Origin of the sequence: Candidatus Phycosocius bacilliformis (assembly GCF_003112735.1) — a bacterium.
Classification (GTDB): Bacteria; Pseudomonadota; Alphaproteobacteria; order Caulobacterales; family Aquidulcibacteraceae; genus Aquidulcibacter; species Aquidulcibacter bacilliformis.
In genome coordinates this window covers 178,820-192,739 of the sequence record NZ_BFBR01000007.1, presented here as the reverse complement: position 1 = coordinate 192,739, position 13,920 = coordinate 178,820, and the positions used below count along the sequence as shown (strand labels likewise).

Sequence of the window (13,920 nt, the reverse complement as noted above, 5' to 3'; positions counted from 1 at the left end):
GGGAGGATATCCATGTCGGTTTACGCAACAGATCGGCGCATTTTGCCAGATGATCTGATCTCGGCGGCTCTGGCTTTTCCAAGTTTCAAATCCGGCGGTCATTTGGATGCTGCCGCTGAATCATTTCTCACTCAGATCGCCCAGGACGCGACCGAGGATGATGTCCAAGGGCTGACGTCCGCTGATCTGGCTGCATTGGCCGATGGATTCTGGCGCTGGACCTCACATAAGCGCGCAGATGCACAAGACATTCGCTTGATTGAGGGCAAGGGGGCGGACGGCAAACCGCTGGGCCGTGACATTCTGGAGATTTGCGGGCCGGATATGCCCTTCCTCGTTGACAGTGTGATGGGCGAGATTGGGGCCCAGGGCGTGGAAGTGCGCGCCATGTTCCATCCCATTGTCTCCTTAAGCCGTGATCCTGATGGTGTTCGCCAGCCCGGCGGTGTGCCAGCCGCTGAATCTTTCATTCAAGTGCATTTGCCACCTACACCCCCCTCCAAGCGCGATGCGATTTTGATGGGTGTGCGCGAGACCTTGCAGGATGTGCGCCTGTCAGTGGTGGATTATCAGGCGATGAAGAGCCGGATGAATAACGCCATCCGCGATCTGGCCGTGGCCAAGACAAAAGCCACCGCTGATGAGATTGCCGAATCCATTGCCTTTTTGAAATGGTTGGTGGCCGATCACTTCGTGTTCTTTGGCGTGCGCTCTTATGATTATCCTCGCGACACCAATGGGGCTTGGATCAAGGATGAGCCTGATATCCGCGAAGACCTCAATCTGGGGATTTTGCGCGACCCGTTACGCATGGTTCTGCGCCGTCTGAATGAGCCTTCGGTCCTTAGTGATGCCGTGCGAGCCTATATTGAAGAGCCCTCGCCCATCATTGTTGCCAAGTCCAACTTGCGTTCGCGCGTCCATCGTCGCACCGTCATGGACTATATTGGCGTCAAACGCTTTGGCGATAATGGCGAAGTTCTGGGTGAGGACCGCTTTGTCGGCTTGTTCACAGCCGAAGCCTATGACCAGATGGTACGCGATGTACCGATGCTGCGCGGCAAGACCGAACGTGTGATTGCCCGCGCTGGCCTGGTTCCCGGCAGCCATAATGACAAGCGTCTGCGCAATATCGTGGAAAATTACCCCCGCGATGAATTGTTCCAAATTGAGGAAGACGATCTGCTGCGCATCGCGCTTGGCGTCCAGCATTTGATGGATCGACCACGCACAAAGGTTTTTGTGCGCCGCGACCGGTTTGACCGCTTCATGTCTGTGCTCGTGTTTGTCCCGCGCGATCGTTACAATTCTGACGTGCGCGAGAAGATTGGTCTGGCCTTGGCGGAAGCCTATGGCGGGCGGTTGTCGGCCTTTTACCCCTTGTTCGGCGACGCGCCTCTTGCGCGGGTCCATTATGTGATTGGCGTCACCGCCAACCAGCACGCCAATCCCGAGGTCGAGGCCTTGGAAGCCCGGATCGCCGACATCACCCGGACGTGGGAGGATGGGGTTGAAGCCTTGGCTGAGGGCAAGCCGCGGACCTTCCAGAATTATCTGGGGGGCTTCCCACCCGGCTATCGCGATATTTTTGATGCCGCTGAAGCCCTGCGTGACATTGAAGAGCTAGAGCAGGTCCAAGGCGATGATGTGCGTGTGCGCGCTTATCGTCGTGACGATGATCACAACACCATTCTGCGCGCCAAACTGTATAAAATGGGTGACCCCACTGCCTTGTCGGCTGCTGTGCCGATCTTTGAGAGCATGGGTCTTTATGTGGTCAGCGAGACCCCACATCGGGTCAGCCGCAAGACCCCAGACAATCATGAGATTGTGTGGGTGCAAGATGTGTCGATGCGCACCGCCAATGGCAAGCCACTCGATTTCAAAGTCGTCGAAGGGTCGTTTGAAGAGGCGGTCGCTGCCATTTGGGCCGGGCGGGCCGAGAATGACGGCTTTAACCGGCTGATCCTGAAGCTGGGCGTGTCTTGGCGTGAGGCTGCCCTTGTGCGCGCTTTGGCCCGCTGGCGCGGCCAGACCGGGCTTGATCCTTCTGAAGTCGTTCAACAACAGGCCGTGGCCGAATATCCAGAGATTACCCGCGCCATCCTCAACCTGTTCCGCATCCGCTTTGATCCCGATTTCGGCGCGAAGAAGGCGCGCGAGACGGCTGCCAAGGCCGAAATGACGACAATTCTGGGCTTGCTTGATCAGGTGCCCAGTCTGGATGCAGACCGCGTCCTGCGTCGGCTTGCTCAATTGGTCATGGCGATTCAGCGCACCAATTATTATCAGCCCGGACCTGATGGCGGGCCCAAATCCTATATGAGCTTCAAGATCGCTACGCGTGAGATTGATGAAGTCCCCGACCCCAAGCCCTATCGGGAAATTTGGGTCTGGTCGCCCCAAGTCGAAGGGGCGCATCTGCGCTTTGGCCCGGTGGCGCGCGGCGGCTTGCGCTGGTCGGACCGGCGGGATGATTTCCGCACCGAAGTGCTGGGTCTTGTAAAGGCCCAACAGGTGAAGAATGCCGTGATTGTGCCTGTGGGTTCTAAGGGCGCTTTCTTCCCCAAGACCTTGCCGCGCAATGGCAGTCGCGACGATATTCAGGCCGTGGCGATTGAGGCCTACAAGACCTTCCTGCGCGGGCTGCTTGATCTGACCGACAATATTGCCGGTGATGGTGGCATTATCCCGCCACGCTCGGTCATTCGCTGGGACCAAGATGACCCCTATCTGGTGGTCGCCGCTGATAAGGGGACGGCCACTTTCTCTGACATCGCCAATGCGATCAGTGCTGACTATGGCCATTGGCTGGGTGATGCTTTCGCCTCGGGTGGCTCTGTGGGCTATGACCATAAGAAAATGGGCATCACCGCGCGCGGGGGGTGGGAGGCGGTCAAGCGCCACTTCCGTGAAATGGGTCATGATACCCAAACCCAGCCTTTCACCGTGATTGGCGTGGGTGACATGTCGGGCGATGTATTCGGCAATGGCATGCTTCTATCGCGCAAGATCAGGCTGGTGGCCGCTTTTGATCACCGCGACATTTTCATCGACCCAGAACCAGATCTGGACGCAAGTTTTGCAGAGCGTCAGCGCCTGTTCACTCTGCCGCGTTCATCTTGGGCGGATTATGATGCCAGCCTGATCTCGCACGGTGGTGGGGTGTATTCACGCGCGGCGAAATCCATCCCGCTTTCGCCTCAACTCAAGGCATTGACCGGGTTGGAGGGCGCTGAAGCCTCGCCCACCGACCTCATGCATGCGCTGCTCAAAGCTCCGTGCGATTTGATCTGGTTTGGCGGCATCGGCACCTATGTGAAGGCCCGGAGCGAAAGCCATGCCGAGGTTGGCGACAAGGCCAATGACATCTTGCGGGTCGATGGCCAGGACTTGCGCTGTAAAGTCATCGGCGAAGGGGCCAATCTGGGCCTGACCCAGCGTGGCCGCATCGAGGCGGCACAAGCCGGTGTGCGCCTCAACACCGATGCCATCGACAATTCCGCTGGCGTCGACAGTTCCGACCATGAGGTCAATATCAAAATCCTGCTCAATGGTCTGGTCCGCGCGGGGCATATGACCATGGAGGCCCGCGACGTGCTGCTGGCGGAGATGACCGACGATGTCGCCACCCATGTTCTGCGGCACAATTATGCCCAGACCTTGGCCATCAGTCTGCAAGAAGCCACCGCCCGTCAGGACCTTGATGCGCATGAGCGCTTCATCGAACGGCTGGAGGCCTCAGGGCGCTTGTCACGCAAGGTCGAATTCCTGCCGTCGACAGAGGAATTCCGCAATCGCCGCGCCAATCGGGCTGGCCTGACGCGGCCAGAGCTGTCGGTCTTGACCGCTTATGGCAAGCTCGCGCTGTTTGACGATCTGATCGCCTCAGATGCGCCGGATGATCCGTGGTTTGAGGACACGTTGATCACTTATTTCCCGCCTGGTTGCCGTCAGTTCAGCGAGGCCATGGCCAATCACCGTCTGCGGCGTGAAATCATTGCGACAATTCTGTCCAACAAGATGGTGGATCTGGGTGGTGCGGGCTTTATGGACCGGGTGCGCGAAAGTGCAGTGGCAGATACCGGCTCGATCGCACGTGCCTTTGCCGCTGCGCGCGCCATTTTCGGGCTTGATGGGGCGATTGATGCGGTCAACGGGCTTGATCTTAAAGTGCCCGCATCGGTCCAATTGGACCTGATGATGGAGATCCTCACTGTGTTGCGGCGTCAAAGCTTCTGGCTGGCCCGGCGCGCCAGCCGGGGAGATGGCGCGGGTTTGCGGTCGGTTGGCGATCTGGTCTCCACTTATTCCGCCGGCGTGCAAACCCTATCTGGTCTGATCCAGGATGTGGTGAGCCCGTTTGAGAAAGCCCGACTGGAGACACGTGTGACGGCGCTGACCGAGGCCGGGGCACCGGCAGGCTTGGCCAAGTCGATTGCGGGGCTCTTGCCGCTGACTTCGGCGACCGACATCGTCGATATCGCTGCTGCCAAGGCCTTGCCGGTTGAGGCTGTTGCCCGGCTCTATCATGCGCTGGGCGCTGCGGTTGGCTTTGACGAGATCCGCGCCGCTGCGGGCCAGACCTCAACGCCCGATCATTGGGACCGGGTGGCGACACGCCGTCTGATCGAGGAATTCATGGGCGAGCAAGCCGGCCTAACTGGCACGGTCTGTGATCATGCTGCCAATCTCGGCCAGGCCGGGGCCAGCGCGGCATGGGCACGGGCGGTGGTGGAAAGCTGGTCCAAACTGAATAATGGTGAGCTTGCCCGGACGCGCTCGGCGTTGAGCGAATTGCGCGCCAGCCAAGGTGGCTGGAGCTTCGCCAAACTCGCCATCGCCAATACCCAGCTGAAGGAATTGTCCGAAACCGCCCGCGCCTGAGGGCAGGTGTGTGGCGCAGAACGCCGCCAGCTCTGGCCCCACTCTGGTCCAGCAGATTGGCGGGCTGTGCCTTGTTTGATGTGGTCGTTAAACTCGGGCCCGCAACAATCTGCACTGTGCAGGCTTTGGAGCTTAACGTTGCCTCAGCGCGCATTCTGCGCAAACTGATGTGGTGATCGTCAGGCCGACCGTGTTAGGTGGCTCTTATTCTATTGCCCGCCCGGCAGTCCCAAGTAGGAGGTCGTGATGGAGAAGCTATACATTCCCGGGACGATCAGTGAGGTTGTGGACTACTTAGGGTCTATGATGCTAAGTTCTCCGACAATGACGCATCCAGAATTCCCGTTCTGGAATATTGATAGTCGCTTTTACTCCCTTAATGAGGGCCTTGCGCGCGTGAGCAAGAAATTGGGCGAGGAGCGCTACGCCAAGCTGCTCCAGTTATCAAACCGGATGCGGGCGCATTTCGAGGCGGACCCTGACGACACCAACGGCGAAGCGCACAAAGGCTACTTACTTATCAACGAAATGGAAGACCTACTGCTCGACAGCGACGCGAAGCGCTGATGAGTGGAACCCATTCTATCGTATCGATCTGGCGCGGTCCACGGCGTGGCTCAGGGAGCTAACCCGGATTATTCGCGGGGTTGCATGAGTTTGCTGACGGTCGTTGCAGGACCGTAGGGCCGGTTGTGAAAGTGCATGCAGAATTGACCCCTTAAATTTTGATAGAGTGCTCACTTTTGATGAAGGGTATCCTCCGGCGAGGCTTTCAATTACTCACAAATGCCATGAGCTCTTGATCGTGACCTGAGCCCCGATTGGTCGTATCCATTCGCTGAGGGCCACATACCGTTGAGGCATGAACTGGGCTAGGTAGCGCGCGTTTGGAGACGTTACAGGCGATAGCAGCGGGATATGGGCGTCGGCTTGATGCCGTGGAGACGGGTCGTCGGCGTCGCATTTGTGACAATTTCAAGCAGTCGGTTGTGGAAGAGAATTATGCGGCAGGGGCTGTGATGACGCAGCTTGCGCGCCGATACGGGGTGCATCCAAGTCAGATCTACAGTAGTCATCCGGCCAGGGCTACGGCGTGGCTTAGGGCGTTGGTTTCCGCTTCCAGGGTGTGCGTTCTTGAATGCGTCAAGTCGGCCATGAGGGCATGTTGGCGAGCAGGTGTGTGCGCGAGGCTTGGGGATCGATGGTATTGAGCTTGTCAGTGCCGATCAGGCTATAGATCAGGGCGGCGCGTTCGCTTCTGGCTTGTCATCCGACATTCCCACCACGGGCCTTTGCCACGGCACAGCCAGCGGCAAAGGCACTCAGTCGAGCGGCCTGATCTCTGCCGGAACGGTCTCGCTGATCTCCTGATCTGGTTCAGGCCCATGTGCTGGATCGTGACGCGGAAGTGACGGATCAACAAACAAACCCAGCGCCAAGCTTTGCAGGTGCTATGCGAACAGAGGGTTTGTCTATGCTGGGCCGCGGCGGGCAGCTGCTGGGCTAAGACTGAGCGTTGAGGTTCTGGCAGGTGGTGTCGGCGCTATCGGCATCGCCCATATAAAGGGGAAACTTAGTGGCGGGGGAACTTCCGGGGCTGGGGGTGTTGCCGAAGGGGACGAAGCTTACCTTTGACAGAGCAACGAAGTCGTGGACGAGTCCGGCAGGTCTAATCTACGAGCAAGGTTCTGTGCACGGTAATCGGATCAAGCACGTTTTGGATCATTCGACGGCGAACCCCAACAAGCCGGTGCACTCGGTCTTTGACGCTGGTCGCAGTGATGTGCTCGGCCTGATCGATGAGGCGTGGACAGCTCGATCTGGGCCTGGGATTCTTCAGAAAAACGGAAATAGGTATTGGTCGGTGGATATGGGTCGTCAGGTCGGCACCGCAGGTCAAACACATGTGCGAATTGTCGTGCGTGATGGTACGACCCGAGTCATAACTTCATTCCCCGAATAGGAGAATAAAATGCTGATTTGCCCCTATTGTGGCCAAGATGTTGTATGGAACGTGCGGCTGAAATCTGAGCCACGCGTAGCCTTCAAAATGTGCTTTGAATGCGATTCCATATGGCGTTCGGCTGAGCCTGTTTCGGACGAAGAAGGTAGTAACTTCGAAAGCTACATGCAGGAGGCCGGCCGTGCGGCAAACTGGGATGATGTGGAGAGGTTGTCCCAAATAGACTGATGTGTTGCCGCAGAGAGAATATTCCTGTCGGTTGACGACTTCGCTAGGCTACCGCGAACCGGCACGATCGATCCCAAGTTAATCCGCTTCAGCCAGGATAGCGCTTCCGCCAACTTCAGGCCGCCCTACGGCTCGGTTGATGACTTTGCAGCCTCGCTGGGACGAACGGTTGATCCAGCAAGCGTGAAGCCGATCCGCATAGTCCAGAAGGATGGAATGATCTTTACCTTGGACAATCGGCGCTTGTACGCTTTCCAGAAGGCGGGGGTCGAGGTTCCATACCAGAAACTGGACGCGGTTCCGAAACGGCAGATGTTCAAGTTTACGACCACCAATAACGGCGCTTCAATCAATATAAGGTGACATATGGAAAATGACGATTTGTTCGACATGGCCGGTGCGGTGAACTCGCGAGAGGAGTTTGTACGCTTTGTCGGTGAGCTTAGTCGTGACCTCGCGGCGGGAGGGGGCGAATGGGAGAATACCGACCTTTCTAGCTATATGCGCGGCTTGTCGGGCTTTGCTCAGGATATGGACGGCTATTATAAAAATATGGGTGAGGCGGTTGATACTAGTAAAATAACTTGGAGAATCGCCGCTCAGATGCTGCTCGCGGCTACTGTGTACGGAAACTAGGTATTTATTGCCGCAGAGAGCGCATTGCCGGGTGCCTGGCGCACAGTGAATGAATCGATGTCAGCGCGTTCGCTGGCTTATCAGACTCAAATCACAGGTCGTAGTGGCGAAGCTTTTGTGGCTAATGGGGTTCGCTTCGACGGATTCGAAGCTGGGGCTTTCTTGGAAGCCAAGGGGCCTGGTTACGCTACGTTCGTTAAGAATGGCGAGTTCAGGAGTTGGTTCACGGGCAAAGATGCCCTTGTGAGCCAAGTGCAGCGGCAGGTCGCTGCGGCAAACGGCACGCCGATTATTTGGCATGTGGCTGAAGCGAAAGCAGCCGATGCGATGCGAGCTTTGTTTGCGACCAACAAAGTCAAAGGTATAACCGTGGTTCATACACCAGTAGGCCCATAGGAGGCGCGAATGACATCTCGTTTTTTCCTCGGGGCATATTGGGATGCTCGCCGCGAAAGTGCAGACGACTGCGCGGTGAAGGTCAGCCGTCTGTTGAACGGTATGGCAACTATCGACCCAGCCCTGTCGCACTGGTTTGAGCGTGGCCGTTCGCGCAAAGACGCGCTCACTCGCACAGTCGATTATGCTGATCCGTCACGGCTGCAAACATTGCTCCTCAAAGGACGAAACAGGTATGATGAGGGTGGCGGTGTGATAGATGACCTTGGCTTCAATTTGGGCCTATGGAACGGTGCGATGGACGATGATGGTGAAGCGTCTCTGAGTGTGCATTGCGGCAGCTTCAACGACCGGGTTGGAAATAATGTCCTGCTGGACCTTCCAATGCAGTCCCGAAACCTTGGTGACGCCAAAAGTGCAGCTGCGCTTCTCGCGTTGGTTGCGGAAACTTGGCAACCGCAATGGGCGGGGATCATGTCAAAGCGAGCAATTGTAGATCGTGACTTCGACGCCGATTACCCCTTCGTTGACTGGATGGTTTACGTGCCCCGCGTGATCAATGCAGCCCCTTCCTTCGCGACTGTGATACCTCTTGCAGGGCTGGGCTCAATCGTTGTCGTTCAACCAGAACCGCCACAAGGAAATGATCCGGAGGAACTGCGTCGCATCGGCCAGGTTGAAGCCGTCCTATCCGCCTGAACCAAATCAGGCCCTATCCCCGGATCGCCAAATCGAAGCGAGTTACGACCGGCACACCGTACGCGAGGGCTTGCGGGTGGATGGTGCTGATGTTGCGGGATAAAGTGGCGCTTTGGGGTGGTGGCAGCTTCTCCGTCAAATCCGACGTGCGACGGTGAAGTGACGGGGGCGGCGCGCGGGGGCTTGGAATCGTTGGCGTTCTTGGGCTGGATTATGCACGTTGAACTGACTTCGCCCCGGCGAAAGCCCGCGCTGGCCCTGATCTGTAGATAGAGCGGCACAAGGCTCCGCCGCGATGTGGCCATTCGGCGAGGGCCACGGCGTGGCTTAGGGCGCGGAATTCCGGAAAATCAAAGATGCAAAGGCAAGTTCCCAAGGGAGTTTTGACAAGTTGCTTTTCCCACGCCTCGATGACCCATTGAATTGGGGGGCAATGGAAGCCCCATGGACTGTATGAGAGCTGCTCGCAATAGCGATAACCCGATTGATCGGGGTGTCGTTGCCTCTGGTATGTCAAGGGATGGACTTGATACTGGCCTGCGGGTCATGTTGCCTACTCTGCAAAATGCGGCATTTGATGCGTTCGTAAGTGGACTTGTCGCCGAAGGTGCTGGCACCATTCTCGGCAAGGCAGCCGGTCCTATTCGGCGGGCTGTGGGGAAGGGGCGGATGCCGAGCGGAGCTTCCCTCGTTCAAATCAAATTCCATCGTTCAGATTGAAACTGTACTGACATCAGCGCAAGCGTCTTACAAACAAACTACGGTCGTCGGGCATGCACTATCCAAACATGCGGGCCGGAAACCTAAACTTTGAGGCAAGATAACTGGGCCTATCAGGACTTGGAACGAAAAAGGCATGTCTCAATTGCGTGAAATCATTCGAGGTCTTGATGCTTTCACTCAGAAAGCGTATCCTAAGTGGCTTCAATTCTTTTGCCGCAGAGAGCATTCCTGTTAATTGAGCTTCGCGCACTGTTCCGCTAGGCTTTGAGTCGGAAGCGCAATTTCATGGTGCCGCATTGGAACTCCGAGATGCGCTGAGGGCTAGTGGGATCACGCACGCAACGGTCGGCGTACGGGTTAGTTCGGTCACTGGTTCGAGCTTCCGCACCGGGCAGCTGTTTGGGCCAGTTCAGAAGAATAATCCCAATTGGAAGTTCCAAGATGGTCACTGGTAAACTCCCAGATCCTGTAAACATATTAGCGACGTCAAGCCGAAGCACGTTTGCGACAGGAAAAGTTTACGCCATCCAATGTGGCTGGGATGAATGGTTTTTAGCGCAGGTTACCCCTGATGCGACAGTTGCAATGTCTCAGACTGTCATTTCAGGTGCCCATTTGGCCGCTTGGCGCAAGAAAAAGCCGGCTACGATAGATTTGGGACCTATAAAGTTCCGCGCGGCGATGATGAAAGGTGCACCCAGTTACGGCAAATGGATATTAATTGGTATTTATCCGCTCCCTCCTGAGTTGGACAATTACTCAAAGCGTGGCCGAATAGGTTATGATTTTTCTACTGATGAAAGAGAACTAGAACTCTACTATCTTGATGATCAACATGTGACATCATGGCGCGTTCCGGTTTCGGAATATGATGGTCGTGAAGTACATCTGTATCATCATCAAGATGCCTTGATCCGCTGGTTGCTGGATGAGCCGGTTATGTTGCGCGCGCTTGGCGAGAATCATTGGCGAGCTCCCTATATCGATGCCATTTATGACGACCCAGAGAAATTTGAGCTTTACAAGAAGCTTGTTCCCCGGGTTCTGGCCGAGAGTGAGCGTTATCCCAAAGAGGAGACTTGGGGAGACGTGTCCTATTAAAGTGCGCTTCACGTATGAGCATTGCGACGCGCGGCCTGAAAGTGTTTTGACTTGGGTCATGCAAGCAGCAGCTTTGCAGTGGCTTGGTTGGGCCAAGCCTGCGCTGAGAGGATCAGGCTGTTGAAGTGTCTTTTGCACGATGCTACTTCAGCAATGATGTCGCCATTTGAACAGGCACCGTTGGCCTGAAAGCTTGTCACCCATTCTTGAGGCCAAGCACACCCTTCACCAAAAAATAGCGACCTAAACAAAGCCACACCCAAACGGGCAGCCCGGCTGGCAATACATGGTTCAGCTATAATCAGGGCTCGGCTGCTGGCACCATCACGGCACGCGGGGGCGAGACCTTGCAAGCCGTCGCTGCCAGCCTGTGGGGCGACAGCGGGCTTTGGTACAAATTGGCCCAAGCCAATGGTCTGTCGGGCGATGTGGCCCTCTCGGCCGGGCAAACCCTGCGCATTCCAGCAGGCGTGATGCGCAATACTTATAACGCGGCCACGATCACGCCGACTGATCCCACTGACACCCTCGGCGACGTAAACCCCACCACCCCCCAAGCTGCGCCACCGAAGAAACAAAAATGTGGCGTCGTCGGGCAGATTTTCCTCGTCATTATCGCCATTGCGGTCATTGCTATCACAAAAGGGGCAGCGACGAAGTTTGTTACTGGGCTTTTGAAAGCGGCAACTGGGGTGACGACCCTGTCGGCCACCGCAACAGCCGCAGCGACATTTGTCGGCTCTGGCCTTGCCGCCGCCGCAGGCTCAGTCGTCAGTCAAGCAGTAGGTGTGGCAACCGGCATCCAGGAGAAATTCTCATGGAAAGACGTTGGCATGGCCTTTATCAGCGGGGGTCTTGCAGGCGGGGCCAGTGCGGAAGGTACTTTCCTGTAGAAGGTCACCCGAGCGATGGTGCGCAGCGCGGTCAGTCAAGGCATCGGCGTCACGCTTGGCTTGCAAGATAAGTTCAGCTGGGCGGCGGTTGCAGCAGCGGGTGTGGGTAGCGCAGCAGGCATGGCAGCAGGTGGCCTTGCTGGTCGGGCGTCGGCGGCAGTCAGTGGTGCATTGGGCGGAACGGACTTTGCGGGCAAGGTTGGCACTATTGTCGGCGGTGTTGTCACCGGCATGGCTGATGCGGTCGGAAATGCTGCGGCCCGATCATTGATCGATGGGACTGACTTTGGCGACAATGTGCGCGCCGCCCTACCCAGCGTGCTTGGCAATGCCATCGCAGGGGGCTTCTTCGCTGGTAATCAACAGGCGACAGCTGACGAGAATGCGCGTGGCAATTTCATTGATCGGTTCTCCGATGGCCTGCTGGATGGGACAGGAAAGATTGTCAAAGGGATTGGGGGGGCGATTCAGGATAGCTTGGCGGCTCGGCGGACTTCGAATGATAAGAAATTGAATGAGGCCATTATCGAAGAGCTCAAGAAATCCACTGGCGTGGGGGCATTTGACTGGGGAAATGGCAGTAACCTATCACGGATCGACAAGGCTAAGTTGGCAAGGCATAGAATGGAAATATTGGCCATGCAACCGGAATGGAAAAATTCGCCAACTTTTCAAAAGTACTATCAAGATTTTAGGGCGGCTCTTGCAAGTCTAAATACCTATGTCGAGGGTACTAAAGGCAATAAAGACATACTCGGCGACAATTTGGATCGGGTTAGTGATTCAACTTACCTCGACAATGTCAAGTTGTCTGACGCTTCTGGCTACAAGGCACATTTATATTACGACAAAATATCAGATGCTTATATTTTCGCTAATGCTGGGACCGATGGACCAGGTATCAGAGCAGATGTTGAGACCGACAAAGCTTTGATTGGTGAAAAGCCGGTAAAGCAGCTTAGGGTAGCCCGCGACAATGCGCGCCAATTGGTTGAGAATAAAACGCCGAACTTAATTTTTACAGGCCATTCTTTGGGTGGTGCATTAGCCGTTGTTCAGGCGTTGACTGTCAATCGCCCAGCGGTAACGTTTAACTCTGCACCGTTGACCAAAACTATGACGCAGATTTATGGTTAAGACACCAGAAATGCAAATCGGTTTATCAAGAACTACTACGTCGGAAATGATCCAATGGCTTGGGTCAACCGCAACGGCGATAGTTTGGCAGCCATTAATTCATCACCTACCATTTTAAGGGGTAGCGCTGAAGGACTTTTGGGGGTCAATTCAAAAAACTTGAGACGCCTTACCCCTCCACCTGGGGTCCAAATTAGGCTAAAAGACGCTCCAACTGTAGTCGAGGCCCATGATATTGGCAGTGTTTTATGGAGTATGGGCTTTAGTGATTGATGTCACCATGCTCGATTCCAAAATTGGAGGCTTCGATGAGGAGAGGTTTCATCATGGCAGGTATTGTCGGTGCAGGTGTGTTCCTCGCTTTGGCTCTGGGGGCAGCATCTATGAGTGATGGTCTGACAAAGAGAATCCCTGAATGTGCGGGTACAGCTCACGAACGCGCATTTGCCTGGAAAGTCGCCTCAGGTCCACAGGCTAAGAAGGATCCAGCTGCTGTACCCTTGTTTGAGGCGATTATTGATGGGGACGAGACCGGGTTAAGGAGACTGTTGGAGAGCGGCACTTCGACCGAGCTGCGCCTGTATCCTGGTGGCTGGTCGGCCTTAATGGTTGCCGCCCAAATTGGCTGTCCAGTCTCAGTTCGGCTTTTGCTTGAGCATGGGGCTGACGTTAATTATTTGTCCGACGGCGACGATGCTGACACCGCGCTCGGAGTCGCCTTAACCTACGGTGTCTGGGATGGCATGTCGATTTTTTATGCCTTACTTGATCATGGTGCAAAGTTGGAAACAAAGTTTCCGAACGACACTGACGTTGTCATTCACGCCGCCACACTTGGCCAAATGAAACTGGTCAATGAACTTTTGGACCGCGGCTACCGTAGCGACTTACCCGGTTTACTCGAGACCCTTGAGATTATTCATGTCAATGAAGAGACCGAGCCTTACAAGCAGCGCGCTATGGAGCGTGTCAAAGCATTGATTCATGAGAAGTAAGAGCTGCACACGCAACGCGCTGCGGGGCAGATTTTACGCGCGGCGATCCCAGCCCGCCAACGTGACTTAGTGCTCTGCTACCCAATATTTGGACCATTCGGAATTCGAGTTTTGTGCCCTAGTTTTCCTTGGCTGGACGAGGAGGTTTGGCATGAATGAACCGCACTGTAAGTGTCCGGGCTGACTTTCAGTTATCCACAAATGCCATGAGCTCTTGATCGTGTGGAATCGACTGTGATTCGTGGCCATTCGCCGAGGGCCA

General features: G+C 55.8%; 12 protein-coding genes. All 12 read left to right on the top strand.

The window, feature by feature from the left end; translation table 11 throughout:
* Window positions 1-12: 12 nt before the first annotated feature.
* The 12 genes from PbB2_RS12130 to PbB2_RS12070 all read left to right on the top strand — a co-directional run bounded on the left by PbB2_RS12130 (window position 13) and on the right by PbB2_RS12070 (window position 13,658).
* Entirely contained in the window at window positions 13-4,887 is a 4,875-nt protein-coding gene (locus tag PbB2_RS12130; protein ID WP_108985585.1) for an NAD-glutamate dehydrogenase, read from the top strand.
* A 246-nt stretch (window positions 4,888-5,133) separates the two neighbouring features.
* Complete coding sequence (locus tag PbB2_RS12125; protein WP_108985584.1) at window positions 5,134-5,454, top strand: hypothetical protein; 321 nt, start codon at window positions 5,134-5,136, stop codon at window positions 5,452-5,454.
* 371 nt (window positions 5,455-5,825) lie between these two features.
* Window positions 5,826-6,098, top strand: a complete 273-nt coding sequence (locus tag PbB2_RS16485) for a transposase (RefSeq protein ID WP_420887467.1) — start codon at window positions 5,826-5,828, stop codon at window positions 6,096-6,098.
* Entirely contained in the window at window positions 6,064-6,258 is a 195-nt protein-coding gene (locus PbB2_RS16105; protein WP_192576321.1) for a hypothetical protein, read from the top strand. Before PbB2_RS16485 ends, PbB2_RS16105 begins: the two co-directional genes overlap by 35 nt.
* Window positions 6,259-7,444: 1,186 nt before the next feature.
* A complete protein-coding gene (locus PbB2_RS12110) occupies window positions 7,445-7,714 on the top strand; it encodes a DUF7660 family protein (protein WP_108985581.1) in 270 nt (89 codons plus the stop codon).
* 57 nt (window positions 7,715-7,771) lie between these two features.
* Window positions 7,772-8,110 (top strand): Tox-REase-5 domain-containing protein, encoded by a 339-nt coding sequence (locus PbB2_RS12105; RefSeq protein ID WP_108985580.1) that lies wholly within the window; start codon window positions 7,772-7,774, stop codon window positions 8,108-8,110.
* A 9-nt stretch (window positions 8,111-8,119) separates the two neighbouring features.
* Window positions 8,120-8,809 (top strand): Imm52 family immunity protein, encoded by a 690-nt coding sequence (locus tag PbB2_RS12100; protein WP_108985579.1) that lies wholly within the window; start codon window positions 8,120-8,122, stop codon window positions 8,807-8,809.
* A gap of 453 nt (window positions 8,810-9,262) precedes the next feature.
* The gene (locus tag PbB2_RS12095; protein WP_108985578.1) at window positions 9,263-9,529 is read left to right on the top strand and encodes a hypothetical protein; all 267 of its coding nucleotides are present in this window, start codon (window positions 9,263-9,265) and stop codon (window positions 9,527-9,529) included.
* Window positions 9,530-9,973: 444 nt separating this feature from the next.
* Window positions 9,974-10,633 (top strand): hypothetical protein, encoded by a 660-nt coding sequence (locus tag PbB2_RS12090; RefSeq protein ID WP_133245798.1) that lies wholly within the window; start codon window positions 9,974-9,976, stop codon window positions 10,631-10,633.
* 347 nt (window positions 10,634-10,980) lie between these two features.
* Entirely contained in the window at window positions 10,981-11,526 is a 546-nt protein-coding gene (locus tag PbB2_RS12080; protein ID WP_192576317.1) for a LysM peptidoglycan-binding domain-containing protein, read from the top strand.
* Window positions 11,527-11,541: 15 nt separating this feature from the next.
* Window positions 11,542-12,663 (top strand): lipase family protein, encoded by a 1,122-nt coding sequence (locus tag PbB2_RS16295; RefSeq protein ID WP_238164996.1) that lies wholly within the window; start codon window positions 11,542-11,544, stop codon window positions 12,661-12,663.
* Between the two features lie 326 nt (window positions 12,664-12,989).
* The gene (locus PbB2_RS12070) at window positions 12,990-13,658 is read left to right on the top strand and encodes an ankyrin repeat domain-containing protein (protein WP_192576316.1); all 669 of its coding nucleotides are present in this window, start codon (window positions 12,990-12,992) and stop codon (window positions 13,656-13,658) included.
* Window positions 13,659-13,920: the final 262 nt, after the last annotated feature.